Source organism: Streptomyces sp. NPDC048290 (assembly GCF_040652095.1).
Taxonomy (GTDB): domain Bacteria; phylum Actinomycetota; class Actinomycetes; order Streptomycetales; family Streptomycetaceae; genus Streptomyces.
In genome coordinates this window covers 275,805-299,156 of sequence record NZ_JBEZLM010000002.1, presented here as the reverse complement: position 1 = coordinate 299,156, position 23,352 = coordinate 275,805, and the positions used below count along the sequence as shown (strand labels likewise).

The 23,352-nt window shown below is 70.6% G+C and carries 24 protein-coding genes and 1 pseudogene; 9 read left to right on the top strand and 16 right to left on the bottom strand.

The features are described 5' to 3' along the window. Nucleotides 1-64: 64 nt before the first annotated feature. From AB0D49_RS03590 to AB0D49_RS03560, 7 genes and pseudogenes are all read right to left on the bottom strand, one after another. Nucleotides 65-460 (bottom strand): cytidine deaminase, encoded by a 396-nt coding sequence (locus tag AB0D49_RS03590; RefSeq protein ID WP_362750019.1) that lies wholly within the window; start codon nt 458-460, stop codon nt 65-67. Further along, the gene (locus AB0D49_RS03585; RefSeq protein ID WP_362750016.1) at nt 457-1,722 is read right to left on the bottom strand and encodes an ABC transporter permease; all 1,266 of its coding nucleotides are present in this window, start codon (nt 1,720-1,722) and stop codon (nt 457-459) included. The genes AB0D49_RS03590 and AB0D49_RS03585 overlap by 4 nt, the downstream gene beginning before the upstream one ends. Further along, nucleotides 1,719-2,849 (bottom strand): ABC transporter permease, encoded by a 1,131-nt coding sequence (locus AB0D49_RS03580; protein ID WP_362750013.1) that lies wholly within the window; start codon nt 2,847-2,849, stop codon nt 1,719-1,721. The genes AB0D49_RS03585 and AB0D49_RS03580 overlap by 4 nt, the downstream gene beginning before the upstream one ends. Before the next feature lie 332 nt (nt 2,850-3,181). After that, nucleotides 3,182-4,768, bottom strand: a pseudogene (locus tag AB0D49_RS03575) (ABC transporter ATP-binding protein); the annotation flags it as partial. Nucleotides 4,769-4,934: 166 nt separating this feature from the next. Continuing rightward, on the bottom strand, nt 4,935-5,993 hold the full coding sequence (locus tag AB0D49_RS03570) for a BMP family ABC transporter substrate-binding protein (protein WP_362750010.1): 1,059 nt from the start codon (nt 5,991-5,993) through the stop codon (nt 4,935-4,937). A 315-nt stretch (nt 5,994-6,308) separates the two neighbouring features. Beyond that, complete coding sequence (locus AB0D49_RS03565; RefSeq protein WP_362750007.1) at nt 6,309-7,367, bottom strand: BMP family ABC transporter substrate-binding protein; 1,059 nt, start codon at nt 7,365-7,367, stop codon at nt 6,309-6,311. Between the two features lie 269 nt (nt 7,368-7,636). Beyond that, on the bottom strand, nt 7,637-8,881 hold the full coding sequence (locus AB0D49_RS03560; RefSeq protein WP_362750004.1) for a M20 family metallopeptidase: 1,245 nt from the start codon (nt 8,879-8,881) through the stop codon (nt 7,637-7,639). Between the two features lie 286 nt (nt 8,882-9,167). Between AB0D49_RS03560 and AB0D49_RS03555 the strand changes: the two genes are divergently transcribed. Next, the gene (locus AB0D49_RS03555) at nt 9,168-9,830 is read left to right on the top strand and encodes a class I SAM-dependent methyltransferase (RefSeq protein WP_362750001.1); all 663 of its coding nucleotides are present in this window, start codon (nt 9,168-9,170) and stop codon (nt 9,828-9,830) included. Nucleotides 9,831-9,843: 13 nt separating this feature from the next. Here the strand turns inward: AB0D49_RS03555 and AB0D49_RS03550 are convergent, their stop codons facing one another. Beyond that, the gene (locus AB0D49_RS03550; protein ID WP_362749998.1) at nt 9,844-10,269 is read right to left on the bottom strand and encodes an ATP-binding protein; all 426 of its coding nucleotides are present in this window, start codon (nt 10,267-10,269) and stop codon (nt 9,844-9,846) included. Between the two features lie 175 nt (nt 10,270-10,444). Here AB0D49_RS03550 and AB0D49_RS03545 point away from each other — a divergent pair, with 175 nt between their 5' ends. The 7 genes from AB0D49_RS03545 to AB0D49_RS03515 are packed head-to-tail and all read left to right on the top strand — an operon-like array spanning nt 10,445 to nt 13,041. Beyond that, on the top strand, nt 10,445-11,296 hold the full coding sequence (locus AB0D49_RS03545) for a helix-turn-helix transcriptional regulator (protein ID WP_362749996.1): 852 nt from the start codon (nt 10,445-10,447) through the stop codon (nt 11,294-11,296). A gap of 7 nt (nt 11,297-11,303) precedes the next feature. Beyond that, nucleotides 11,304-11,492, top strand: a complete 189-nt coding sequence (locus AB0D49_RS03540) for a DUF397 domain-containing protein (RefSeq protein ID WP_362749993.1) — start codon at nt 11,304-11,306, stop codon at nt 11,490-11,492. Then, nucleotides 11,489-11,677, top strand: a complete 189-nt coding sequence (locus AB0D49_RS03535; protein WP_362749990.1) for a DUF397 domain-containing protein — start codon at nt 11,489-11,491, stop codon at nt 11,675-11,677. Before AB0D49_RS03540 ends, AB0D49_RS03535 begins: the two co-directional genes overlap by 4 nt. After that, entirely contained in the window at nt 11,674-11,862 is a 189-nt protein-coding gene (locus AB0D49_RS03530; RefSeq protein WP_362749988.1) for a DUF397 domain-containing protein, read from the top strand. Before AB0D49_RS03535 ends, AB0D49_RS03530 begins: the two co-directional genes overlap by 4 nt. Continuing rightward, nucleotides 11,859-12,047, top strand: coding sequence for a DUF397 domain-containing protein (locus AB0D49_RS03525; RefSeq protein ID WP_362749985.1), 189 nt, complete (start codon nt 11,859-11,861; stop codon nt 12,045-12,047). The genes AB0D49_RS03530 and AB0D49_RS03525 overlap by 4 nt, the downstream gene beginning before the upstream one ends. Next, complete coding sequence (locus AB0D49_RS03520; protein WP_362749983.1) at nt 12,044-12,238, top strand: DUF397 domain-containing protein; 195 nt, start codon at nt 12,044-12,046, stop codon at nt 12,236-12,238. The genes AB0D49_RS03525 and AB0D49_RS03520 overlap by 4 nt, the downstream gene beginning before the upstream one ends. Continuing rightward, on the top strand, nt 12,235-13,041 hold the full coding sequence (locus AB0D49_RS03515; RefSeq protein ID WP_362749980.1) for a hypothetical protein: 807 nt from the start codon (nt 12,235-12,237) through the stop codon (nt 13,039-13,041). Before AB0D49_RS03520 ends, AB0D49_RS03515 begins: the two co-directional genes overlap by 4 nt. A 27-nt stretch (nt 13,042-13,068) precedes the next feature. Here the strand turns inward: AB0D49_RS03515 and AB0D49_RS03510 are convergent, their stop codons facing one another. From AB0D49_RS03510 to AB0D49_RS03495, 4 genes are read right to left on the bottom strand one after another with little or no spacing between them, the layout of a single operon-like run. Continuing rightward, a complete protein-coding gene (locus AB0D49_RS03510) occupies nt 13,069-13,371 on the bottom strand; it encodes a hypothetical protein (RefSeq protein ID WP_362749977.1) in 303 nt (100 codons plus the stop codon). Nucleotides 13,372-13,413: 42 nt separating this feature from the next. Further along, entirely contained in the window at nt 13,414-14,463 is a 1,050-nt protein-coding gene (locus AB0D49_RS03505) for a hypothetical protein (RefSeq protein ID WP_362749974.1), read from the bottom strand. Beyond that, the gene (locus tag AB0D49_RS03500) at nt 14,460-15,521 is read right to left on the bottom strand and encodes a polyprenyl synthetase family protein (RefSeq protein ID WP_362749971.1); all 1,062 of its coding nucleotides are present in this window, start codon (nt 15,519-15,521) and stop codon (nt 14,460-14,462) included. The genes AB0D49_RS03505 and AB0D49_RS03500 overlap by 4 nt, the downstream gene beginning before the upstream one ends. A 12-nt stretch (nt 15,522-15,533) precedes the next feature. After that, nucleotides 15,534-16,910: a cytochrome P450 gene (locus tag AB0D49_RS03495; protein WP_362749969.1), complete on the bottom strand. Its 1,377-nt coding sequence runs from the start codon at nt 16,908-16,910 to the stop codon at nt 15,534-15,536. 265 nt (nt 16,911-17,175) lie between these two features. On the opposite strand from AB0D49_RS03495, the gene AB0D49_RS03490 reads away from it, so the two are divergent. Then, a complete protein-coding gene (locus tag AB0D49_RS03490; protein WP_362749966.1) occupies nt 17,176-18,357 on the top strand; it encodes an LLM class flavin-dependent oxidoreductase in 1,182 nt (393 codons plus the stop codon). 57 nt (nt 18,358-18,414) lie between these two features. Here the strand turns inward: AB0D49_RS03490 and AB0D49_RS03485 are convergent, their stop codons facing one another. From AB0D49_RS03485 to AB0D49_RS03470, 4 genes are all read right to left on the bottom strand, one after another. After that, nucleotides 18,415-19,500 carry a hypothetical protein gene (locus tag AB0D49_RS03485; RefSeq protein WP_362749963.1) on the bottom strand — a complete coding sequence of 362 codons (1,086 nt, stop codon included), beginning with the start codon at nt 19,498-19,500 and terminating at the stop codon, nt 18,415-18,417. Nucleotides 19,501-19,561: 61 nt separating this feature from the next. Next, a complete protein-coding gene (locus AB0D49_RS03480; protein ID WP_362749960.1) occupies nt 19,562-20,509 on the bottom strand; it encodes an N-acetylneuraminate synthase family protein in 948 nt (315 codons plus the stop codon). Between the two features lie 16 nt (nt 20,510-20,525). Next, the gene (locus tag AB0D49_RS03475) at nt 20,526-21,776 is read right to left on the bottom strand and encodes an N-acylneuraminate cytidylyltransferase (protein ID WP_362749957.1); all 1,251 of its coding nucleotides are present in this window, start codon (nt 21,774-21,776) and stop codon (nt 20,526-20,528) included. Between the two features lie 26 nt (nt 21,777-21,802). Next, nucleotides 21,803-23,167 (bottom strand): DUF6716 putative glycosyltransferase, encoded by a 1,365-nt coding sequence (locus tag AB0D49_RS03470; RefSeq protein ID WP_362749954.1) that lies wholly within the window; start codon nt 23,165-23,167, stop codon nt 21,803-21,805. Between the last annotated feature and the right edge of the window lie 185 nt (nt 23,168-23,352).

The window sequence follows — 23,352 nt, the reverse complement described above, 5'->3', positions numbered from 1 at the left end:
GAGAGGGAGAAAAAGGGGGCGGCCCCGTCCGAGCGGGGGGACTCGGAGGGGCCGCCGGGGAGGGCTAACCGACCAGATGGCCGGGGCCGAAGGCTTGCGGGAGCATCGCCGAGAGGGGCAGGACCCCCTCCGGGGTCTCCAGCAGCAGATCGGGGCCGCCGAACTCGTACAGCAGCTGTCGGCAGCGTCCGCACGGGACGAGGATGTCGCCGTTGCCGTCCACGCAGGTGAAGTGGGTCAGCCGGCCGCCGCCGGTGCGCTGGAGCTCCGAGACGAGCCCGCACTCGGCGCACAGGCTCAGCCCGTAGCTGGCGTTCTCCACATTGCAGCCGGAGACCGTGCGGCCGTCGTCGACGAGCGCCGCGACCCCGACCGGGTAGCCGGAGTAGGGCGCGTAGGCGCGGGTCATCGCCTCGCGGGCACGGGCGCGCAGTGCGTCCCAGTCGGCGGCCGGGGTCATTTGCCCTGTCCCTTCCGGTACGGCATCCCGTCCGCCTTCGGCATCCGCAGCCGTTGCGCGGAGAGCGCGAGGACGACCAGCGTGATGACGTACGGCGTGGCCGAGACGACCTGGTTGGGGACCTCGTTGGTGCCCGCGTACCAGGCGAAGACCAGGGCGCCGACGGCCAGCGTGATGCCCGCCTTCAGATACTTCTTGCGGACGGCCAGCCAGATCGCGCCGATGATCAGCAGCAGCGCGGCGAGCAGCAGCAGGGCGTGGACGTTCTCGGAGCCGCCGCGCAGATTGAGGCTGTCGGTGTAGCCGAACAGGCCCGCGCCGAGGGCGAGGCCGCCCGGCATCCAGTTGCCGAAGATCATCGCGGCGAGGCCGATATAGCCGCGCCCGCTGACCTGGCCCTCCAGATAGAACGGGTTGGCGACGATGGAGAGGAAGGCGCCGCCGAGGCCCGCGAGCCCGCCAGAGATGATCACGGCCAGGTACTTGTACTTGTAGACGTTGACGCCGAGGGACTCGGCGGCGACCGGGTTCTCGCCGCAGGAGCGCAGCCGCAGTCCGAAGCCGGTGCGCCACAGGATCCACCAGGTGGCGGGGATCAGGGCGACGGCGATCAGGGTGAGCCAGGAGACATTGGTGACCAGCCCGCCGAGGAGTCCGGCGACATCGGAGATCAGGAACCAGCCCTGGTTGTTGAGATCTCTGAGCGCGTCGGAGAGCCCTGGCACGGTGAAGTGCCCCAGCGACTCGACCGACGGGGACTGCTTGCTGGAGCCGCCCTGGTGGCCCTCGAAGGCGAGCGGCGCGAGATAGCGGGTGGCGCCGAGGGCGAGGATGTTGATGGCCACACCGGAGACGATGTGGTTGACGTTGAAGGTGACGGTCACGATGGCGTGCAGCAGTCCGCCGAGGCAGCCGCCGATGATGCCGACGAGGACACCGGTCCAGGGGCCCCACTGGAAGCCGGCCCAGGCACCGAACCAGGTGCCGAGGATCATCATGCCTTCGAGGCCGATGTTGACCACGCCCGCGCGCTCGGCCCACAGTCCGCCGAGTCCGGCGAGGCCGATGGGCACGGCGAGCTGGAGGGCGGTGGACATCTGGCTGACGTTGGTGATGCCGTCGGCGCCGGTGATGATCCGGACCAGCGAGGTCAGGGCCAGTCCTCCGGCGATGACCAGCATCAGCACGGGCAGGGTGAGACGGCGGCCGGTGGGCGCCGCGGGTTGCAGCGTGGGCTGGTTGAGGTCGGTCACGGTGGTCATCGGCCGGCCACCTCCTTCGTGGTCTGGTCGGTGGCGGAGGTGGCGAGGGCGAGTCCGGCGGCCAGTTCGGCGCCGACCCGGCGCTGCTGGCGGCGCAGGCCCCATTCGCGGACGGCCTCGTAGGAGACGACGACGGACAGCACGATCAGGCCCTGCATGATGACCGCGATCTCCTTGTCGTAGCCGTGGAAGTCCAGCTCGGGCGATGCCTTGTCGAGCCAGGCCCACAGCAGGGCGGCGAACGCGATGCCGACCGGGCTGTTGCGGCCGAGCAGGGCGATACCGATACCGAGGAAGCCGATGCCGGTGGGGAAGTTCAGGCTGTAGGTGTGGGTGTCGCCGAGCAGGATGGGCAGTCCGGCGAGCCCGGCGATGCCACCGGAGAGCAGCATCGCGGTGAGCGCCATCCGCTTGGGGTTGACGCCGCTGGCCGCGGCGGCGGTCTCGGAGGCGCCGGAGGCGCGCAGATCGAAGCCGAAGCGGGTGCGGTTGAGGGTGATCCAGTAGCCGATGCCGAGGACGAAGGCCAGGATCACCAGGCCGTAGATCTCTCCGGCGGCGCCCATGTCGATGCCGGGGACCCAGCCGGACTCGTGCATCTCGCCCGTGGTGTTGTTGTTGCCGACCTTGACGCCGAACACGTCCGGCAGCCACATGTAGGCGATCACCGAGGTGGCGATGGCGTTGAGCATGATGGTCGCGACGACCTCGCTGACCCCGCGGGTGACCTTGAGGACACCGGCGATCCCGGCCCAGAAGGCGCCGGTGCACACGGCGGTCAGCAGCAGCAGCGGGATCTGGATCGCGGCGGGCAGGTTCATATGGGCGCCGACGACGGCGGCCATCATGGCGGCGAGCTGGTACTGGCCGTCGACGCCGATGTTGAACAGGTTCATCCGGAAGCCGATGGCGACCGCGAGGGCGGCGATGTAGTACATCGACGCCTGGTTGATGATCAGGACCTGGATGTCGGAGAACCCGGCCTGTTCGATCATCAGGACGAACGGCTCGACCGGGTTCTTGCCGGAGGCGATCAGCACGACGGCGATCAGCACGAAGGCCACGGCGAGCGCGATGACCGGTCCGGCCACCGTGAGGAGCAGCCGCTCCTTGTCGAACTTCTTCATCAGCGGGCCTCGTCTTCCGGAGCCTCGGGGGACGGTCCGGTCGTGCCGGTGGCGGCGGTGGCGGCGGTGGCGGCGGTGCCGGTGGCGATGTCGGTCTCCGGGCCACCGGGGGTCTCGGGGTCGCGGACGGCGGCGGTGCCGGTGGCGATATCGGTCTCCGGACCACCGAGGGTCTCGGGGTCGCGGACGGCGGCGGTGCCGGTGGCGATGGCAGTCTCCGGGCCACCGGGCGTCTCGGAGCCGTCGGACACCTCGGGGTCACCGGGCGTCTCGGAGCCGTCGGTCACCTCGGGCTCGCGGAGGGCCTCGGGGTCGCCCAGCGTCTCGGGGCTGTCCTCGTCCAGGTGGCCGGTGGAGGCGCCGGTCATGGCGGAGCCGAGCTGCTCGGGGGTGATGGTGGCGGGGTCGGCGTCGGCGACGAACCGGCCGTCGTAGATCACCCGCAGGACGTCGGAGAGCCCGATCAGCTCGTCCAGGTCGGCGGAGATCAGCAGCACGGCGAGCCCGTCGCGGCGGGCCTCGCGGATGTGGTCCCAGATCGCGGCCTGGGCGCCCACGTCGACCCCCCGGGTGGGGTGCGCGGCGATCAGGAAGCGCGGCTTGTGGCTCATCTCCCGGCCGACGATCAGCTTCTGCTGGTTGCCGCCGGACAGCGAGGCGGCGGTGACGTCGATACCGGGGGTGCGGACGTCGTACTCCTCGACGATCCGGCGGGTGTCGGCCTGGGCCGCCTTGAGGTCGAGCCAGACGCCCTTGGCGTTGGGGGCCTCGGTGACATGGCCGAGGATACGGTTCTCCCACAGCGGCGCTTCCAGCAGCAGCCCGTGCCGGTGGCGGTCCTCGGGGATATAGCCGATGCCGTGCTCACGGCGCTTGCGGGTGGCCCAGGCGGTGATCTCCTCGCCGCCCAGGCTGATGGTGCCGGAGTCGGCGGACTTGAGGCCGATGAGCGCGTCCACCAGCTCGGTCTGGCCGTTGCCCTCGACGCCCGCGATGCCGAGGATCTCGCCCGCGTGGATGGTGAAGCTGATGTCGTCCAGCAGGGCCTTGCCGCCGGGCGCGGCGAGGCGCAGCCCGGAGACGGTGAGGACGGGCTGGTCGGTGACCGTGGACCCGGTGGTCTCCGGGGTGGGCAGTTCGCTGCCGACCATCATCTCGGCGAGCTGCTTGACGGTGGTCTCGGCGGGGACGGCCGAGCCGACGGTGGTGCCGCGGCGTATGACGGTGATGTCGTCGGCGACCGAGAGCACCTCGCCCAGCTTGTGGGAGATGAAGATGACCGAGAGGCCCTCGGACTTCAGTTCGCGCAGATTGTCGAAGAGGGCGTCGACCTCCTGCGGCACCAGGACGGCGGTGGGCTCGTCCAGGATCAGGGTGGTGGCGCCGCGGTAGAGGACCTTGAGGATCTCCACGCGCTGCCGGGCGGCCACGCCCAGTTCCTCGACCAGGACGTCGGGCCGGACGCCGAGGCCGTAGCGCTCGGACAGCTCTTTGATCCGGCGGCGGGCGCGGGCGCCGATGCCGTGCAGCTTCTCGCTGCCGAGGACCACGTTCTCCAGGACCGTGAGGTTGTCGGCCAGCATGAAGTGCTGGTGGACCATGCCGATGCCGCGGGCGATGGCGTCGGCGGGCGAGGAGAAGGTGACCTTCTCGCCGTCCACGGCGATGACGCCCTCGTCCGGCTTCTGCATACCGTAGAGGATCTTCATCAGCGTCGACTTGCCGGCGCCGTTCTCGCCGACCAGGGCGTGGACGGTGCCCTTGCGGACGGTGAGATGGATGTCGTGGTTGGCGACGACGCCGGGGAAGCGCTTGGTGATCCCGGCGAGTTCGACGGCGGTCGCCTGACCGCCCGCCGCGGCTGTGGCGGGGCCGTCGGCCGGAGGGCTGCTGGACGCGTTGATGGCGCACTCTCCCATGTGGACGGAGGGTCGGGGGTCATCTACACGCGTAGCGCCCCTACGGCATACGAAGGTACGGAGGGGCGACGCACCGAGACAACGGGGTACCGGGAGACAGCCTCCCCGTACCCCGTTGAGCGGACGTAACCCTCTGGTTACACGCTGCTCGGACAGCTGACGCCGGTCAGCTGCTCTTGACCTGGATCTCGCCGTTGATGATCTTCTCCTTGGCCGTGTCGATGGCTGCCTGGAGCTCGGCGTCGTCGGCGAACTTCGGGTTGGACTCCGACAGTCCGACCTCGCCGGTCTTCAGATCGCCCTTGACGATACCGGTCTCCGGCTTGCCGTCCTCCACGGACTTCGCGAGGTTGTACACCGCCTTCGCGACGTCCTTCATGGCGGAGGTGAGGATCGAGTCCTTGTACTTCGCCAGCGCCTCCTGCTGGTACTGGTCGGAGTCGACACCGATCGCCCACACCTGGTTGGCGGCGGCGGCCTCGATGACGCCCTGACCGGACAGACCGGCCGCGGCGTACACCACGTCGGCCTTCTTCTCGATCTGGCCCTCGGCGGCGGTCTTGCCCTTGTCGGGGCTGGAGAAGCCGCCCTCCTCGGCCGTCTGCGTCAGATACTGCGACAGGACGGTGGCCTTGGGGTTGGTGTCCTTGACGCCCTGCTCGAAGCCGGCCTGGAACTTGTGGATCAGCGGGATGTCGACACCGCCGACGAACCCGACGACATTGCTCTTGGTGCTCTTGGCGGCGGCGACACCGGCCAGGTAGGACGCCTGCTCCTCGGAGAAGACCAGGTCGGCGACGTTGTCCGCCTCGATGGTGGCGTCGTCGACGATGCCGAAGGTGGTGTCCGGGAACTTCTCGGCGGCGCCCTTGATGGCCGCCGCGTAGGCGTAGCCGACACCCACGACCGGGTTGTAGCCCTGCTTGGCCAGCGACTCGAGACGCTGCTGCTTGTCCGCGTCGGTCTCGCCCTCGGTGGGCTCGACGTCCTCGGTCTTGTAGCCGAACTCCTTCTGCGCCTGCTCCAGACCGGCGTACGCGGCGTCGTTGAAGGACTGGTCGCCCTTGCCGCCGACGTCGTAGGCGATGGCGAGGCCCTTGTCCTCGCCGCCCGACTCCGAGGACGAGCTGGAGGAGGAGGTCGAGGTCCCGCCGCAGGCGGCGAGTGCGAGGGCCAGGGAGGCGGTCGCCGCGCCCGCGACCGTGATCCGGGAAATCCGGCGCATGAGTGGTGCTCCTGTCGTACATGCGCCGTGAGGGTTCAGCCAGGGTCAGCTTCGGCGCAGGTTTCGCCGCAGATTAACGCGCGTAGACCGGCCTGAAAACCCCTTCTGTCCACCTTGTTATCCGGCCGTGCCCAAGCCTGTACGGGGCCCTCCGGGGGCGGTGCGCGGGGGTCGTACGGGCGCCGTACGGGCGCCGTACGGGCGTTGCCTTAGGGAATCGCCCGTGGGACGGCGAAGCGGATGGAAGGATCGTACCTTCCATCCGCTTGATACGGCTTCTTACCGTTTTGCCAGATTTTTACTCGGGGGCGATCTCTACTCGGTGGCGACCTTGATCGAACCGTCGATGATGCCCGCCTTGGCGGCGGCGACCGCGTCCGTCAGACCCGCGACCTCGGCCATCTTCGGGTTGGTGTCGGCCAGGCCCACGCCGTCGACCTTGAGGTCGAAGACCTGCGTGCCGGTCAGCGGCTTCTTGTCCTCGACCGACTTGGCCAGGGCGTACACCGCGCCGCCGACATCCTTGAGCGCCGAGGTCAGGATGTAGTCCTTGTACGCGGCCAGCGCCTCCTGCCCGTACTGGTCGGAGTCGACGCCGATCGCCCACACCTTGGCGGTGGCGGCGGCCTCGATCACGCCCTGTCCGGACAGACCGGCGGCCTGGTAGACCACGTCCGCCTTCTTCTCGATCTGCCCCTCGGCGGCGGCCTTGCCCTTGTCCGGGCTGGAGAAGCCGCCCTCCTCGGCGGTCTGCGTCAGATACTGCGAGACGACGGTGACCTTGCCCTTGGAGGTGTCCTCGACGCCCTGCTGGTAACCGGCCTCGAACTTGTGGATCAGCGGGATGTCCACACCGCCGACGAATCCGACGACATTGGTCTTGGTGGCCTTGGCGGCGGCGACCCCGGCGAGGTAGGACGCCTGCTCCTCGGCGAACACCAGGGAGGCGACGTTGGGGCCCTCCACCACGGAGTCCACGATGCCGAAGGTGGTGTCGGGGTAGTCCTTGGCGACGGCCTCCATGGCGGGGCCGTACGCGAAGCCGACACCGATCACCGGGTTGTAGCCCTGGCGGGCGAGGGAGGCGAGGCGCTGCTCCTTGTCGGCGTCGGTCTCGCCCTCGGTGGGCTCGACGTCGGCCGTCTTGTAGCCGTACTCCTTCTGCGCCTGCTCCAGACCGGCGTACGCGGCGTCGTTGAAGGACTGGTCGCCCTTGCCGCCGATGTCGTACGCGATGGCGAGGCCGAGGTCCTCCTTGGCCGACTCGCCGTCCGAGGCGTTGTTCTCGCTGCTGGTTCCACCGCAGGCGGTGGCGGCGAGGGCGAGCGACGCGACCCCCACCGCGACGCGGGTCAGTTTGGATATCCGACGCATCTGAAGTTCCCCATTCTCCAAAGCCCCGCAGTGGGTGCTGAGTTCGGCGCACATTAACGCGCGTAGACCATCCTGGGAACGGGGTGCCGCTGGCCGTTATCCATTCGTGCCGGTGGGGGGTTACGGGGGTGTGACTGATCGGGATTTATCGGGTACGGGGGGTTATTTCGCGGGGGGGGTGGGGGGCGGCTTGGGGGCGTGGGGCGGGTGCGGGTTCGGTGGGGGCTGGTCGCGCAGTTCCCCGCGCCCCTATCGGGCGAGTGGGTCCTCTAGCCGGTGATCAGTGCTGCGGCGGTGAAGAGTTCTACACCTACCGTGATCGCGTGCTCGTCCACATCGAAGTCGCCCTGGTGGAGGTCGCGGACCGTGCGTTCTCCCGGGGTGCGGACGCCCAGGCGGGCCATGGCGCCGGGGACGTGTTCCAGGTACCAGGAGAAGTCCTCGCCGCCGAGGCTCTGCTCGGTGCTCTCCACGGAGTCGGCGCCCCGGCGAAGGGTCATGGCGTCGCGGAGGAGTTCGGTGACGGCGGGGTCGTTGACGACCGGCGGGACGCCACGGACGTAGGTGATCTCGGACTTGGCGCGGTGCATGTTGGCGACCTCGTCGATGGCCGCGTGGACGATGTCGGGGGCCTGGCGCCAGGCATGGATGTCCAGGCAGCGCACGGTTCCGGACAGCTCGGCGTGTTGCGGGATGACGTTCGGGGCGTGCCCGGACTCGATGCGGCCCCAGGTGACGGCGAGCCCGGCGCGGGTGTCGACGCGGCGGGCGACGAGGGCGGGGACGTCGGTGACGACCCGGGCGGCGGCGGTGACCAGGTCGGTGGTGAGGTGGGGGCGGGCGGTGTGGCCGCCGGGTCCGTCGAGGGAGATCTCCAGCCGGTCGCAGGCGGAGGTGATGGCGCCGGTACGCAGTCCGATGCGGCCGACGTCGACGCGGGGGTCGCAGTGCACGGCGATGATCCGGGCGACACCGTCCAGGACGCCGCAGTCGATGGCGTCGGCGGCGCCGCCGGGCAGCACCTCCTCGGCGGGCTGGAAGAGCAGCCGCACCGGGCGGGTCAGCCGCCCCTGCCGGTGCAGGTCGGCCAGGACCAGCCCGGCGCCGAGCACGACCGTGGTGTGCACGTCGTGGCCGCAGGCGTGGGCGCGGTCGGGCACGGTGGAGCGGTAGGCGCACTCGGTCTTGGCGTCCGGGATGGGCAGGGCGTCGATGTCGGCGCGGAGCGCGAGCATCCCGGCGGGCGCGGGGCCGTCGTCCGGTACGCCGATGTCACAGACGAGTCCCGTGCCCATGGCCAGGACGCGGGGCTTGAGGCCCGCCTTCTCCAGCCGGGCCTTGATGGCGGCGGTGGTGCGGAACTCCTGGTTGCCCAGCTCGGGGTGCATGTGCAAGTCGCGACGGAAGGCGACGAGTTCCGCGCGCAGTGCCTCCGGCAGGGTGCCGGGAAGGGCTTCCCCGGGAAGTTCGACCTCGGACGCTTCGACCTCGGACGCTTCGGACTCTTGCGACATCAATTGCTTCACCCTCTGAAGGGTAGGCCGCTCGGACGGTCAACTGACCCACGATCAACAAAACTTCAGCCGGTTAGGGCAAGAAAATCTGGCCGTCCGGAGCATAGCTATGGACTTGGATGGGTAGGCTCCCCGGTCTTTTCCGGGCTTCCGCCTCCCGGCAGGGCGGAAAACAACCCCACACTCCACGCATACCACGCCTGCCCCGGGTCTTGCCGATACGTTCATCTGTCGGGACCGCTGGTGGCGGGACGCGGGCGGGGCGACTGCACTAGCGTGCGGCGGTGTGACGACGACGCGGCAGGGCTTCGCGGTGGGGACCGCACAGGCGTACGACGCCATCGCAACGGAGTACGCCGAGGCGCACGCGCGCTGGCTGGACGACGAGCCGCTGGACCGGGCCCTGGTGGCGGCGTTCGCGGAACTGGCGGCGGCGCAGGCGCCCGCGCCGGTGGCGGACCTCGGGTCGGGACCGGGATACGTGACGGCCCACCTGCATGGCCTCGGGGTCCCGGTCTTCGGTGTGGACGTCTCCCCGAGGATGGTGGAGCACGCCCGCCGCACCTATCCTGACCTGCGCTTCCATATCGGCTCCATGCTCTCTCTCGAACTCCCGGACGGCACGCTGGGCGGGGCGGTGGCCCTCTACTCGATCATCCACATCCCCGACGACCACCTTGTACGGGCGTTCGAGGAGATAGGGCGTGTGCTGCGGCCCGGGGCACTTGTGCTCCTGTCCTTCCAGACGGGTGAGGAGGACGAGCACGTTCATCTGAGCGAGCGCTTCGGTCGTCGGATCGCGCTGGACTACTACCTGCGGACGACCCGCTCCGTGACGGAGGCGCTGGCGAAGGCGGGTCTTGAGCTACGGGCGCGGACGGTCCGCGAGGCGGGCGGCGAGGAGGTGCGAGCGCGGGCGTTCGTCCTGGCGGCGCGACCGGTTTCCTGACCGTGCGCCGGGATCAGGCGGCGGCCAGCTCGCACCAGACGTACTTGCCGTCGGCGCCGAGCCGCCCGGACGGCTGCCAGCCCCATTGATCGGCGTAGGTCCGGACGAGCCCGAGCCCGCGCCCCGCCTCCCCGGCGAGGTCGACCAGTGTGAGCGGGAGGACGGGCGGTACGGGGTCGGCGTCCCAGGCCCCGAGCCAGACGGTCCCCCAGGGCGTCCGCCAGACCCGCAGCGCGGCGGGCCCTTTGGTGTGCAGCACGGCGTTGGAGACCAGCTCGGCGACGAGCAGCTCCGCTGTGTCGACCAGGCGGATGAGCCCGTGCAGGGTGAGGATCAGACGGACGGAACGGCGGCAGAAGGGGACGGCGCGGGGGTCGTGGGGGATGTGGAGGAGGTATTCCCAGGTGTCGGGATCGGGGGTGGGGGCGGTTTCGGGCATGGGGGATCAGCTCCGGGGGGGGTGGCGAATGGGCGCGCGGAGGCGGTGGGGGCGCTTCCGCTCCGCGGTGGCTGCGTCACTGACGGTAGGGCATAATTTTCATTCGCGGCAAGCGGATCGCGTAACGTGACTCCGAACGAGGCGCCATCTCAACGCTGTTGAAGAAAGAGGACACGTGCCTGCACGACGGCACCCCACAGCACGCCAGGTACGACTCGGCACGGAGCTACGACGCCTGCGCGAGGCCGCGGGCCTCAAGGCGACCGAAGCCGCCGAACTGCTCGGCACGACATCGGTCCAGATGAGTCAGATCGAGTCCGGCATCGCGGGCGTGAGCGAGCAACGAGTGCGGCGGCTGGCCGCCAACTACGCCTGTATGGACGCGGACTTGATCGACGCACTGGTGGCGATGGCGACCGACCGCACGCGGGGGTGGTGGGAGGAGTACCGGGGGCAACTGCCCACGCCCTTCCTCGACCTGGCGGAGCTGGAGCATCACTCGACGTACCGGCGTGACGTGGAGTTCATGGTCATACCGGGCCTCCTCCAGACCGAGGACTACGCCCGCGCGACGTTCAGCTCCCGGGTGCCGAACCTTCCGGAAGACGAGTTGGATCTACGCGTCAGACACCGCGTGCAGCGCAAGGTCATCCTCGACAGGCCCGCTCCGATCACCTATCAGGCGCTCATCCACGAGGCCGCCCTGCGCATCCGGGTCGGTGACCGCGCGACATCACGAGCCCAACTCGTCCGGGTGCTGGAGCTGTCCGAGTCGGACCACATCACCGTGCGGGTCATCCCCTTCCACATCGACGGCTTCGGCGCCACCTGGACCCCGATGATGCTCGCCAGCGGCGCCGTGTCCAGGCTCGACACCGGGACCCGCGACGAACCCCACGGGCTCGGCCTCATCGACTCCGAGGCTCAACTGGATGTCTTGCGAACACTCTTTCGCAGGGTGGAAGGTGTGTCGGCCGACCCTGTTCGTTCGCGTGACATCATCCACGCGCTGTCCAAGGAGCTGTGAGCCCGCGATGCCTGCCCTCGACAACTGGCGGAAGTCGTCCTACTCCGGTGGGGGCGACGGCAACAACTGCGTGGAAGTCGCCACCAGCTCCACCCGCACAGCTGTCCGCGACTCCAAAGCTCCCGCCGTTGCCACGCTCTCCTTCCCCATCACGGCCTTCGCCACGTTCCTCGAAGCCCTCAAGAAGCAGCCATGACCACCGCGCCCCACTGGAGCAAGTCGTCGTACTCCGGCGGCAACGATGGCAACAACTGCGTCGAGATCGCGGATCGCACCTCCCACATAGCCGTCCGCGACTCCAAGGCCCCCACCCGAGCCACCCTCACCTTCCCCACCACCGCCTTCGCCACGTTCCTCGAAGCTGTGAAGAGGCAGCCATGACCCCGGCACCCAACTGGCGCAAGTCGTCCTACTCCGGCGGCAACGACGGCGACAACTGCGTGGAGGTCGCCACCGGCCCCACCCACACAGCCATCCGCGACACCAAAGCCCGCGCCCGAGCCACCCTCACCGTCCCCAGCACGGCCTTCGCCGCTTTCCTCGACGCCCTCAAGAGGCATCCGTGACCGCAGCGCCCAACTGGCACAAGTCGTCATATTCCGGCGGCGGCGACGGCAACGCGTGCGTGGAGATCGCCACTGACCCGACCCGCACAGCAGTCCGTGACTCCAAGCGCCCCACCCGAGCCACCATCACCTTTCCTGCGGGGGCCTTCGCCTCCTTCATCGACGCCCTCAAGAGGCAAGCATGACCACAAGCCCCAACTGGAAGAAGTCGTCCTACTCCGGTGGAGGCGAGGGCAATGACTGCCTCGAAGTCGCGGACTTGGAGACCCACATAGCCATCCGCGACTCCAAGGCCCCCACCCGAGCCACCCTCACCTTCCCCGTCACCGCCTTCGTCCCCTTCATCACCGCCTTGAAGGGCGCCCGGCTCCCTTGATCATCCTCGGCTGGCTCGTCGGGTTTCTCGTCGTGGACGTCTCCCTGCGGGTGAGCCGGTGGTGGGACGGTCGGCGGGACCGGGTCGTCATCCGGCAGATCATGGCCGACGGCGTCTCCCCCGTGCAGGCGGCGTTCCAGCGGGCGCACTGGATGCCGCACGCCGCCGAGGTCGCGCTCGCCGGGCTCCTCGCGGACGGTGTCGCCCAGGTCTCGGACGACGGACTGGTGACCGTCGAGGAATCCGCGCCCCTCCCGGTCGACCCGACCCTCCGCGCGCTCGCCGAAGCACTCCGCGACCGGGCGGAGCCCACACCGCTGTACGAGGTGGCGAGCGAGCCGGAGTTCGAGGCGTTCCGCAGGGGTGTGCTGGACGGGGCGCCGCCCCTCAAGCGCTACAACGGCAGCCAGCGCACGGGACTGATCTGGTTCGGCTTCCTCATCTCCCTCGGGACCGGACTCCACGGCGGCCTCGCGGGCGCCCCCGCACCCGGTGGCATCGAGGAGGCGGAGTTCTGGGCCGCCGTGCCGCTGTTCTGCTGGCCCGTGCTGTGCCTGTGGGCGGCACTGACCTGGCCGGGTTCGTTCACACCGCGCTGGCCCGACTTCGAGCGGTACTGCGCGGCCGTCGCCGACGCCGTGCTGGCCCGCACACCTCCCCGGGATCTCGCGGCCCTCCGGCTCCACCGGATCAGGCCGAGACCCCCGGAGCCGACGCGCGCGGCAAGCGGCGAGCGCCGGGGCGGTGACGACGTACTCGACTGGGGCGGGGACGCGGACGGCGGTGGGGGCGACGGCGAGTGAGGACCGGAGCGCGCGGAGTCGGGCCGCTCAGCCCCCACCCCCCGCCAACTCCCCCGCCCCGTCCGGCAGTTCGACATCCTCCGTGTCCACCACCAGTTCCGCCAAGGTGAAGCGGGCCTCCGAGGTGAACAGGCGGCCCTCCACGCGGACCAGGTAGCAGCGTTCCGAGATGCGGTACACGCGTCTGCGGCGGCGGTGTTCCTCGAAGGTGTCCAGCAGGCGGAAGAGTTCCGCCATCGCCTCCGTCTCCGTGCCCTCGAACTCACGGTGGACGGTGTGGCGGTACGCCTCCGCCTCGCCCTTCGCGCGCAGGACTGCCCATCGCGGCATACCGGTCTCCCGCTGTCTGTGTGGTGGTGCGGAGCACGGAGGTTAGCGGACCGGAGGTGGCCACCACCCGATGGACGGGAGGTCGCGCAGGTCGATGCGGGGCGGGCGGGACAGGTCGGGGTGGTCGGACGTCGGGTGTTCGCGGTAGCGCGGGACCAGTTCCGACCAGTCCAGGACCCCGCGGATCAGGCCGCCGAGGGCGGTGAGGTACGCGCGGGTCTCCGGGGTCACCGAGGGGGACAGGGACTCCCTCGCCTCGTGGAAGTACGCCACGATGCCGTTGCAGAGGTGGACCGCCTGGGTCATCGCCTCCGCGCGGGTGCAGTCCAGTTCGCGGGTGAGGACGTTCACGACGTTGTACTCGAGGGGGCCCTCCTTGGGGGCGGAGCCCAGGTCGCCGAAGAGGGACATCACGATGGACGCCGCGTCCGTGAGGGCGTGGATCTCCGGGGTTTCCAGTTCCGCCGGGTCCGCTCCGGGGCCGCCGCACAGGTCCACCAGGGCCGCGCCCGCCGCCCCGGCGGCGGTGTACATGCGGAGGTAGAGGAAGTCGTCGAGGGGTGGGAGGACGGATTGTTCGGCGTCCAGCAACTCCCTTGCCACGCCCGTCATATAGCGGGAGTGCGCGTCCACCCAGCGGCGTACCTTTGCCGCCGAGACCTGGCCACGGGCCACCATGTCGTCCAGGTACAGGCGCATGTCCCGCATCAGGAGGATCACCGGGTGCAGGCCCTCGGGGCGGCGCCAGGGGTCGTTCAGGGTGCGGACCAACTGGGGGGCCAGCAGGGCGTAGTGGCGTTTGCGGTCGGCCAGGTCGCCGTGGTCGAGGAAGGTGTCGAAGAGGAGGCCCCAGACGATGTACGCCGACGAGAAGCGCAGGAGTTCCTCGGGGGCGTCCGGGGTCAACATGCACGCGCAGTGTGCCGGGGCGCAGGCCACCAGCATCCGGCGTTCCGCCTCGCCGCCGCCGAAGCCGAAGCGGGCGAACCAGTCGAGGGTGTGCTTCTCGATGGCGGGGGCGAGCGTCGGGGGGGTGTGGGGGATCGGGCAGTCGATCAGGGAGAGGATCGGGTGGGGGGATGCGGGGGTCATGTGCTCGGGTCTCCCAACGCCGTCTCGGGGCGGCCGGGCTCCTGGTCGTTCCCTGTCGTCAGACGGCGGGCCGTGTGGTGCAGGACCGCCGTGTACGCGGGCCCCGGTGAGTCCACGCGGGCCAGGGCCGCGCAGGCCCGGTCCGCCTCGCGGGTCACCATCGCCCGAGCCTCGTCCAGCGCGCCCAGCCGGGTGACCAGGGCGTGCATCGCGGTCAGCGCCGCCGACGGGTCCGCCGGGTCAAGGAGCGTCCGGCGGATCGACTCACGGTCCGCCCGGCCCGCCGACCGGTACGCCAGCAGCACCGGCAGCGTCGGGCGCCGGTTGCGCAGATCGCTCACCGGGGGCTTGCCCGACGCGTCGGGCGTGGTGTCGTACGGCAGGAGGTCGTCGCGGAGCTGGAAGGCGACGCCGAGATGGTGGCCGAAGGCGCCCACCGCGTCCACCGTCCGCTGCGCCGCCCCGGCGAGCACCGCGCCCACCCGGCATGCCGCCTCGATCAGCACCGCCGTCTTGCCCTCCGCCATCCGCAGATAGTCCTCGACTGGGGTGTCGATCCACCCGGCCATGGTGATCTCGTCGTACGCGCCCCGGCACACCCGTGCCCCGGCGGTGCACTGCACCCGCATCGCGCGGGCGACCCGGTCGGCCGGGACCCCGCGGCGGGCGCACTCGGTGAGCGCCGCGAACCACTCGAAGTACAGGGCGTTCCCGGCGATGATCGCCTTCGCCGGGCCGAACACCGTGTGCGCGGCGGGACGGTTCCGGCGCTCCCCGTCCTGGTCGATGATGTCGTCGTGGAGCAGGCTGCCCACATGGACCGCCTCGACGCCGACCGCGGCCGGGACCACGGGGTGCAGCGGGGCGCCGCTGGCCAGGGCGGAGCACAGCAGCAGGACCGGGCGCAGCAGTTTGCCCGGCGGGAGCATCACGTAGTGGTGGAGCGCGGCCATGCCGTCCGGGTCGCCGGGCCAGCGCCAGGCGATCTCGTCGGCGACGGCGTCCCTGAGGGTGTGGAGGGTGGAGAGCACGCCGGGGTCATCGTCGACGGCGACCATGACGGCGGTCCCTCACCGGGCCGGGTGGGCGGGCTGCGGGGCGGGCTGCTGAGCAGATCGTGGCGTGCGCGGGGTCAGGTCGAAGTGGAGCCTGCGGGGGACGTTCAGGGCCATCAGGGGCGTCGGGCGCAGGTCGGCGCCGGGTGCGACCGCCGCGTTCCAGCGGTTCACGATCGTCGCCAGTCCGATGACCGACTCCGTCATGCCGTACACGTCCCCGATGCACTTGCGGGCGCCCGAACTGAACGCCTGGAACGCCCCCTTCGGCATCGCCGCGCGGGCCTCCGGCAGCCAGCGGTCGGGGTCGAAGCGGCGCGGGTCGGGGAAGACCCGGGCGTTGAGGTGCACCGCCGGGGGGCTGATCAGGATCGGGGCGTCCTTCGGCAGTCCGGTCCCGCCGAAGTCCACCGGCGCGGTCGTCGCCCGGGTGAACAGCCACGCCGGAGTCTGCACCCGCAGGGTCTCCCGGACGACCTGTTCGGTGTACGGCAGGGCGGGGAGGTCGTCCCAGCCCGCCGGGCGGCCCTCCAGCACCGCGTCCGCCTCCGCGCGGACCCGGCGGGCGACCTCGGGATGGCGGTCCAGCAGATACAGCGCCCAGGTGAGGGTGGTGGCCACGGTCTCCGAACCGCCGGCCAGCATGGTCATGATCTGTTCCTCGATCTCCAGGTCGCTGAGCCCGGCGGCGATCAGCAGGGAGAGCAGGTCGCCGTGGTCCCGCTCGTCGCTCCGGTAGTCCGCGACGATCCGGCGGACCGTGCCGCGCAGGGTGGCCAGCGCCCGGCGGTGGCGCTGATGGGCCGGGAGCGGCAGCCGGTACAGGGCCTCCGGGAAGAACATCCACTGGAAGAAGCCCGCGCTCAGCGTCTCGAACGCGTCCCGGAGGTCTTCCACGGTGGCGTCGTCCGCGTGCGCGGAGAACTGGGTCCGGATGATCGTGCGCAGCGTCAGCCGGTTCATGGTGTCGTACGAGTCGATGCGTTCCCCGGCGGACCAGGACCGGGTCAGTTCCTCGATCTCCTCCTGCATGACCGAGGCGTACCGCTCCATCCGGCTCCGGTGGAAAGCGGGCTGGAGCATACGGCGCTGCTGACGGTGCTCGGACTGCGGGCACGTCCCGATACTGTTGCCGAACAATTCCCGGGCCTTTTTGTAGAACGGGCCGCCTTTGTCGAACGTATGGTCGTCGGCCAGAATGCGCCTGACCAATTCCGGATGGCACGGTACGTACGCCCGGGTCGGGCCGAGTCGTACCTCGACCAGATCGCCGTACTCGGAGAGGGAGGCGAGGAATTCCACCGCGTTCCGCATGAGAGGGGCGGCGTGTCCGGCGAGCGGCAGCGCGCCGGGCGCGCGTCCGCCGGTGAACAACACGGGTTTCGTCGTCATAGCAGGGTCCTCCGGAGGGAGAAAGATACTGATCAGAGGAGTGAGACGGGGTGTACGCACGACTACCGCGGCAGGGAATGTCGCATGAAGTGATGAAGGGATTTCAGGAGGTGGGTCGTCGCTCCGGTCTCCCGGGTCTTCTTCTGCCGCTAAAAGGGTGGTGATCATCCCTCGCGCCGGAACGCTTCACGCTTTCCACCGGGAATCTTCACCGGAATTAAGGCCCTCTTGTTGCGTTCGTCCGGCGTCGATACGCTGGAGAACCGTGCACAAATCACTTGTACGGTGCGGGGTTTTCACACCGCCCTGGCTGCTTCCACTGACCTCCGATCCGACCCTCGCCCTCCGCCGCGAGATCGACCTCATCGCCTTCCTCGACCGGCTCGGCTACGACGAGGCGTGGATCGGGGAACACCATTCCGGCGGAATGGAGATCGTCGGGTCACCGGAGCTGGTCGTCGCGGCGGCGGCCGAGCGCACCGGGCGCATCCGGCTCGGCACCGGTGTCATCTCACTGCCGTTCCACCATCCGCTGACCGTGGCCGGGCGGATCGTCCAGCTCGACCATCAGAGCCGGGGGCGGGCGATGTTCGGGTTCGGGCCCGGACTGCTGCCCGGCGACGCCCATATGTTCGGGGTGCCCGCCGGGGAGCAGCGCGCCCGGATGGCCGAGGCGCTCGATGTCGTCGTCCGGCTGCTGGACGGGGAGACCGTGACCGGGCGCGCCGGGCCGCACCTCCTGCGGGACGCGCGGCTCCACCTCGGGCCGTACACCCGGCCCCGGCCGGAACTGGCCGTCGCCAGCGCGATCACACCGTCCGGCGGACGGCTCGCGGGGCGGTACGGGATCGGGATGCTGTGTCTCGCGTCGGCGACCGGGCCCGGCAACGACGTGCTCGCGGTGAACTGGGCGCACGCCGTCACCGCCGCCGGGGAGCACGGGCGGGTCATGGACCGGTCCGCGCTGCGACTGGTGGCGCCCTTCCATCTCGCGCCGACCCGCGATCAGGCGGTCCAGGAGGTCGAGGCCGGTTTCCGGAGCTGGGCCGACCATGCCGACCGGACGATCGAGGGGGGCGCGGCGACCGTCGGCTATCCGGACTTCGAGGCGTTCACCGGCTCCCCGGGGGTCACCGTGGGCACCCCGGCCGACGCGGTGGAGGCGCTGGAGCGGTACTGGGACGCCTCGGGCGGCTTCGGCGCGATCCTCCAGCAGATCACCCACTTCGCCGACGACTCCGCGACCCGGCGCTCGCTCACGCTGTTCCTGGACGAGGTGATGCCCGTCTTCACCGGGCGCTGCGCGGAGCGGCTGGCGTCCCACGCGTGGTCGGCGGCGGGGCGGGGGGCCTGGTACCGGGAGACGTTCCGGGCGGCGGAGCGGGAGATCGACCGGCATCAGCGTCAGCCGGAGACAGGGGTCCGGGTGCGGCGCCGTGGGGACTGATCGCGCAGTTCCTCCCCCAGAGGGGGTACCCCCAGCGCCCCTGAGAGCACGGAGCGGTTACGCCGGGCTGACCTCCGTCGACAGGCGGTGGACGTCCCGGGCCGTGCCCGTCACCCCGGACAGGAAGCCCTGGGCGCGCGGGGAGGCGTTGCGGGTCAGCCATGCCGGGTCGATGTCGCAGACCGCGACCCTGACCTCCGTACCGGCCAGGGCGAGCGGGAGGGTGTGGACGACCGTCGACGGGAAGCTGAGGATGGTCCGGCCCACCGGCCCGCGGCGGGCGATGAGTTCCAGGGGGAGTTCGGGGCGGACGATCTCCAGGCCCGTCTCCGCATGGAGGCGGTGGAGTTTCTCGGCGCTCTCCCGGCGGTGGGCGAAGTAGCGGGCCGCCTGGTGGGTCTTGGCGAGGGAGCGGACGGCGTCCACATAGCGTTCGCCGTCCACGACCCCGGTCTCCACCAGGGACGTACCGACCATGTCGGCGCCCTTGGTGATGCGGGGCGGGCCGAAGCGGGCGCGGGTCCAGGCGAAGTCGTTGGCGGTGACCGTGACTCCGTCCGGGGTCTCCTCGATCGGCATGGAGGAGAAGATCGTGACCCGGCGGTCGGGTTCCGGGGTCAGTTTGCGGCGGGCCGCTGAGGACACGGGGGCGAACATCAGGTCCCGGGGGCCCTGGCGGCTGCCCTTGCGGTGCCAGCGCACCAGGCGTTCACCGCGGGCGAGTTGGGTGACGAACTCCATGGTCGCCGTGCCGTCGTCCACCACCACCAGGTCACGGGCGCGGGTGATGGTCAGCAGGAGCTGGACGTAGCGGGAGAACGGGTCGCCCATGACGATGCGGTCCGCCCGGCGCAGGGAGCCCATGAGGCCCCCGACCGTCTGGAAGGGGGCCGTGCTCCCGCCCCGCGCCTCCTCCCAGCGGACCTCGTGGCCCTCGTCCCGGGCCAGCTCCGCCATCCGGCGCAGCTGGCCCCGGGTCATGGGGTCCACCGGGGACAGGACGACGACGGTGAGACCCGCGCCGGTCGCGTGCCGGTGGGCCCACTCCAGCACGTTGAGGAGCTGTACCGGGCTCTCGACGAACGCGAGTGTGCGGTACTGCTCGGCGGAGCGGGGGCCGGGCACCTTGGCGCGGGGGCTCATCCTCGTACGACCGTCCCGTTCAGGAGGAGGAGTAGGGGTAAGGACACAGGGGTGGGGCGGGTCAGACGGTGACCGGCTCGCCGGCCGCCGCCGCGATCTCCGCCTCGGCGACGACGCCCGTCACCCGGCGGAGCTTCTTCATCGGGCCCAGCTCCGAGTCATAGACCTGCTTGACGCCGTCACCGAGGGACGCCTCGATGGTGCGGATGTCGCGGACCAGGCGCTGGAGGCCCTGCGGCTCGACGGAGGCGGCCTGGTCGGAGCCCCACATCGCGCGGTCCAGGGTGATGTGGCGCTCCACGAAGGTGGCGCCGAGGGCGACGGCGGCCAGTGTGGTCTGGAGGCCGGTCTCGTGGCCGGAGTAGCCGATCGGGACGTTCGGGTACTCCTTCTCCAGGGTGTTGATCACCCGGAGGTTCAGCTCCTCCGCCTTCGCGGGGTAGGTGGAGGTGGCGTGGCAGAGCAGGATGTTGTCGCTGCCCAGCACCTCGACCGCGTGCCGGATCTGGCGGGGCGTGGACATACCGGTGGAGAGGATCACCGCGCGGCCGGTGGAGCGCAGGGCGCGCAGCAGCTCGTCGTCGGTGAGGGAGGCGGAGGCCACCTTGTGGGCGGGGACGTCGAACTTCTCCAGGAAGGCGACGGCCTCGGTGTCCCACGGGGAGGCGAACCAGGCGATCCCCTTCTCCTTGCAGTGGTCGTCGATCTGGCGGTACTCGGCCTCGCCGAACTCCACGCGGTGGCGGTAGTCGATGTAGGTCATCCGGCCCCAGGGGGTGTCCCGCTCGATGTCCCACTGGTCGCGCGGGGTGCAGATCTCGGGGGTGCGCTTCTGGAACTTGACGGCGTCGCAGCCGGCCTCGGCGGCGGCGTCGATCAGCTTGAACGCGTTGTCCAGGTCGCCGTTGTGGTTGATGCCGATCTCGCCGCAGACGTAGACAGGCTTGCCGGGGCCGACCTCACGCTCACCGAAGGAACGGACACGGGAGTGGGCGGAGAAACTGCTCATGACAGTGGGGGTTTCCTTACTTGTCGAGGGTGTCGAGAGAGGGACCGAGAATCCATCCGGCGATCTCCCGGATCGCGCCGTCACCACCGGGTAGGGAGGTGACCGCGCGGGCGGCGCCGCGTACGACGTCATGGGCGCTGGCGACCGCGACCGGCCAGCCGACGAGGTCGAAGCACGGCAGGTCGTTGACGTCGTTGCCGACGTAGAGCACGCGCTCGGGCGTGATGCCCTGTTCCTCGCACCACTGCTTGAGGGCGAGGTCCTTGCGGTCGATGCCGTGCAGCACCGGGATCTTCAGCTTCCGGGCGCGGGCGGCGACGACGGGGTTCTGTTCGGTGGACAGGACGAGCAGCTTGAGGCCGCTCTTGCGCAGGGCGGCGATGCCCAGGCCGTCGCCGCGGTGCACGGCGACGAACTCGCGTCCGTCGGCGTCGATCAGCACCCGGTCGTCGGTCTGGGTGCCGTCGAAGTCGAGGACGACGGCGTCGATGTCGTCGGCGGTCGGCAGGGCGCCGGGCCGGTCGGCGTCGAAGAGCGTGGCGAGGGCGCGGGCGCGGGCCAGCTCGTGCGGGTCGTCGATCTCCAGCACCCGGGCGGGGTCGGTGCGCACGAGTTCGGTGCGGCCGAAGAAGCGGTGCTGGTGCTCGCGGAAGCCGGGCGCGGCCATGGCGTAGGCGGCGCCGGTCTCCAGGAAGTCCTGGGGGCGGTCCTGGCGGCGGGGCCGGAACGACTTGTCGTGGTTGACGCCGTAGCCGCCGGTGGGCGCGGCGCCCAGCTCGGCCGCCTCGTCGTCGGCGTTGCGCCAGATGAAGCCGTGGAAGGGGGCGACGGTGACGGCGGTGTCGGCGCCGTTGTGCACGATCGCGCCGACCACACCGTCGATGTCCTCGCGCAGCAGGAAGGGGCTGGTGCACTGGACGAGCAGGACGACGTCGACGGGGGCGCCGTGCAGCGCCTCGTGGGCGTCCAGGGCGTGCAGCACGGCCGCCTCGGAGGTGGCGGTGTCCCCGGCGATGGCGGCCGGGCGGAGCACCACCTCGGCGCCGGCCTGGCGGGCGGCGGCGGCGATGGCCTGGTCGTCGGTGGAGACCACGACATCGGTCACCAGCCGGGCGCCGACGCATTCGCGGACCGCGCGGGCCACCAGCGGGACCCCGCCGACGGAGGCGAGGTTCTTGGCGGGCACCCCCTTGGAGCCACCGCGGGCGGGGATCACCGCGAGCACCCGGCGCACCGTCGCGCCGTTGCCCGCCTGTGCCTGGGACATGGGAATTGCTCCTTGATCGGTGCTGCTCACAGCTCCCCCATCCGCCGGATGACGGGAGCGACGCGCTGGACTCCGTGCCGGTAGGCGCCGCGTGCGGCGCGGCGCACTATCTGCCGGACGGGGCCGGGGTCCTTGTCGTGCGCGGGGGCGCCGGGCAGCGGGGTGCCGTCGGGCCCGAGGTGGTGGCGGGCGAGGATGCCGGGCAGATAGCCGGGCGCGGTCGCCGGGGTGTAGTACGGCGTGAGGGGGCCGAGCCCGCCGGGGCGGGCCAGCAGCTTCGCGATCCGCTCGCGGGCCGCGTCGAACGCGTACGGGTAGCTGCCGTCGGCGCAGACGCCCTGCCGGGCGACCCAGTCCGGGTCGGGGGCGGGCCGGTGGCCGGTGTCGAGCTGGTCCCAGGAGGCGAGGCAGCCAGAGCCGACGAAGTGATGGTTGCCGAGGGTCTCGCGCACCCCGAGGTCGGTGAGGACGACGGTGGGGATCCGGCGGTGCAGCGACTCCAGGGCGGCCGTGGAGCTGATGGTGACCAGCAGGTCGGAGCGGTCCAGGACCTCGCCCATGTTGCCGTAGACCAGGTCGAAGTTGGCGGGCAGTTCGCCGAGGCGCTGGGCCAGCTTCTGGTACGGGTGTTCCTCGATGTGGGTGGTGTGCTCGCCGGGCTTGGAGCGCAGCTTCAGCAGCACCCGGCGCTCCGGATGCAGCCGGGCGTGCTGGATCAGCCGCTCCAGCAGGTACGTGCGGTCACGGCGGCTGTCCGGGACGGACGGCTGGGCGGCGAAGACCACGGTGTACGGGTCGTGGTCGCCGGGGTGGGGGGCGCCGCCGAGGAAGGGCAGGGCGACCTCGGTGACGGAGGAGGCGTCGGCGCCGACGCCCTCGTACACCGCGCGGAACCGGTCGGCGTCCTGGCGGGAATTGGCCAGCACCAGATCGGCGCCGTGGCGCAGCAGCAGCCCGTCGGCGAGCTTCTCGTAGACGACGCCCACATAGCCGGTGACGACGACGGGCCGGTCGGTCCGGTCCTCCCACACCCGCCCCAGGCCGTGCAGCATCGCCTGGACACCGCCGCCGACCAGGGAGATCACCAGGATGTCGTACGACTCGCGGGCCATGGTCCGCAGGAACTCCACGGCCGTGACCTCGCGCAGCGAGTCGGCGTCGACGCCGACCTCGGCGAGCTGGCGTGGCGTGGGAGTGGCGCGGCCCCGCAGCAGATAGCCGTCCAGGGCGGCCGGCGGGACTTGCGGCCCGTCACCGGCTGCGGTTTCCATGGACGCGCCCGGCGCGATACGGCGCGCGGTCAGTGCACCCCATTTCCAGCGGGTGTCCGAGTCGGCGAGTACTGCGATCCGCGGGGGCTTCGTTGTACTGAGTGGCGTACTTGGTGGCACAGCCAAGACGCTAGGAAGCAAGGGCGAGTTACAGCCGAACCGCGACTCAACAAAAAGTTAACAGCAGCCCACCGAAAGCCGAACTGGCTCGTCGCAGCCGAGAAAGTACACGGGATGCACCGTTCCGACACATTGAGTTCACCCTCCGTACCCGCACCGGAAATTTACCCAGCGAGGCCGCCTTC

What these genes read in the sequence shown, in the direction of transcription:
- AB0D49_RS03530 (WP_362749988.1), top strand. Translation starts at nt 11,674, where the DNA reads ATGACCCCGGCACCCAACTGGCGCAAGTCGTCCTACTCCGGCGGCAAC.
- AB0D49_RS03510 (WP_362749977.1), bottom strand. Translation starts at nt 13,371, where the DNA reads ATGCCGCGATGGGCAGTCCTGCGCGCGAAGGGCGAGGCGGAGGCGTAC.
- AB0D49_RS03585 (WP_362750016.1), bottom strand. Translation starts at nt 1,722, where the DNA reads ATGACCACCGTGACCGACCTCAACCAGCCCACGCTGCAACCCGCGGCG.
- AB0D49_RS03480 (WP_362749960.1), bottom strand. Translation starts at nt 20,509, where the DNA reads ATGAGCAGTTTCTCCGCCCACTCCCGTGTCCGTTCCTTCGGTGAGCGT.
- AB0D49_RS03485 (WP_362749963.1), bottom strand. Translation starts at nt 19,500, where the DNA reads ATGAGCCCCCGCGCCAAGGTGCCCGGCCCCCGCTCCGCCGAGCAGTAC.
- AB0D49_RS03565 (WP_362750007.1), bottom strand. Translation starts at nt 7,367, where the DNA reads ATGCGTCGGATATCCAAACTGACCCGCGTCGCGGTGGGGGTCGCGTCG.
- AB0D49_RS03580 (WP_362750013.1), bottom strand. Translation starts at nt 2,849, where the DNA reads ATGAAGAAGTTCGACAAGGAGCGGCTGCTCCTCACGGTGGCCGGACCG.
- AB0D49_RS03505 (WP_362749974.1), bottom strand. Translation starts at nt 14,463, where the DNA reads ATGACCCCCGCATCCCCCCACCCGATCCTCTCCCTGATCGACTGCCCG.
- AB0D49_RS03590 (WP_362750019.1), bottom strand. Translation starts at nt 460, where the DNA reads ATGACCCCGGCCGCCGACTGGGACGCACTGCGCGCCCGTGCCCGCGAG.
- AB0D49_RS03550 (WP_362749998.1), bottom strand. Translation starts at nt 10,269, where the DNA reads ATGCCCGAAACCGCCCCCACCCCCGATCCCGACACCTGGGAATACCTC.
- AB0D49_RS03535 (WP_362749990.1), top strand. Translation starts at nt 11,489, where the DNA reads ATGACCACCGCGCCCCACTGGAGCAAGTCGTCGTACTCCGGCGGCAAC.
- AB0D49_RS03570 (WP_362750010.1), bottom strand. Translation starts at nt 5,993, where the DNA reads ATGCGCCGGATTTCCCGGATCACGGTCGCGGGCGCGGCGACCGCCTCC.
- AB0D49_RS03520 (WP_362749983.1), top strand. Translation starts at nt 12,044, where the DNA reads ATGACCACAAGCCCCAACTGGAAGAAGTCGTCCTACTCCGGTGGAGGC.
- AB0D49_RS03475 (WP_362749957.1), bottom strand. Translation starts at nt 21,776, where the DNA reads ATGTCCCAGGCACAGGCGGGCAACGGCGCGACGGTGCGCCGGGTGCTC.
- AB0D49_RS03500 (WP_362749971.1), bottom strand. Translation starts at nt 15,521, where the DNA reads ATGGTCGCCGTCGACGATGACCCCGGCGTGCTCTCCACCCTCCACACC.
- AB0D49_RS03560 (WP_362750004.1), bottom strand. Translation starts at nt 8,881, where the DNA reads ATGTCGCAAGAGTCCGAAGCGTCCGAGGTCGAAGCGTCCGAGGTCGAA.
- AB0D49_RS03495 (WP_362749969.1), bottom strand. Translation starts at nt 16,910, where the DNA reads ATGACGACGAAACCCGTGTTGTTCACCGGCGGACGCGCGCCCGGCGCG.
- AB0D49_RS03540 (WP_362749993.1), top strand. Translation starts at nt 11,304, where the DNA reads ATGCCTGCCCTCGACAACTGGCGGAAGTCGTCCTACTCCGGTGGGGGC.